1 protein-coding gene is annotated in these 1169 nt (G+C 68.2%); it reads left to right on the forward strand.

What is annotated here, in order from left to right; all coding sequences use genetic code 11:
• The coding region (locus tag AC1DWF_RS32205) for an alpha/beta fold hydrolase (RefSeq protein WP_476842595.1) at positions 1 to 1169 on the forward strand (1169 nt) is incomplete at both ends.

Consider the following 1169-nt stretch of genomic DNA (forward strand, 5'->3'; position numbering starts at 1 on the left):
GCCATGACGAGCGGCGAGATCGACGACACTTCGTCGGATCCGTTCAACGGCTTCAACGTCGGCTCGACCTTGCTGCGGACCGGCTGGACCGGCACCTCGACGCGGCACATCTTCGAATCGCCGGTGCTGCGGCTGAGCCAGCCGCCCTACGACTATCGGCTCGCCTTCAGCGACGGGCTCCGTGGCCTGGATGCCGAGGCCAAGGCCGTGCTCACGAGCGAGACCGCGGCCCTGAAGGCGCAGTCGGTGGAGCTGGGGCGTTCGGCCAATGCGGTGCTCGCGATCTACCGGTATTACGACGCCATCTCCTCGGCCTTCGGCGAGGGGCTGGAGCCGGGCATGGAGACCTATGGCTGGGGCCTCGCGCGATTGATCCTGGATATCCTGGACGCGACCGGCGCGCCGCAGGTCTACCTCGTCGCGCATTCGATGGGCGGACTTGTCGCCCGGACCTTCCTGCAGAACGACAAGCCGCTGGACGAGGCGCATGTCCTCAACCGGCCAGGATGCCGGGCGGTCTCGGCCCTGCTGCGGAACGAGCGCACCAAGCGCATCTCGGAGGAGGACTGGACGCGCGCCCGCCAGGCCGTGCGCCGCTTCTTCACCTACGGCACGCCGCACAAAGGCATCACCGCGAGGGGCGGCTTCGGCAACCAGCTTCTCTCGCTGGGCGGCAATCTCGGGATGACCGTCGGCAACTTCGCGCAGGACCACATGCGGGAGTATCTGAACCTGGGGACAGCGCAGGACGTGAACTCGCTGAGCATCTACCCCGTCGAGAATGCCTTCTGCCTCGTGGGCACCGCGGCCTCCGACTATCCGGCGGCGATGGGCATGTCACGCCGCCTCATCGGCGAGATGAGCGATGGGCTCGTCGAGATCGACAATGCGGTGGCCCTGGGGCCGGATCTCTCGGACGGGGCCGTGCCCGGCGCCACCGTCATGGCCGCGCGCGCCTATGTCCGGCGGGCCCATTCGGGCCCCTACGGCATGGTCAATTCCGAGGAGGGCTTCGGCAATCTGAGCCGCTTCCTGTTCGGTGACATCCGGGTCGAGGGCGACCTGCTGGTGAGGCGGGTCGACCTTCCTCCCGCCCTGCAGTCGCAGGTCGATGCCGCGACGGCCCAGGGCCAGGATGCGGGCATCCGCGCCTCCTATGTCTTCGAGAC

Source organism: Aminobacter sp. P4_D5 (assembly GCF_056401815.1).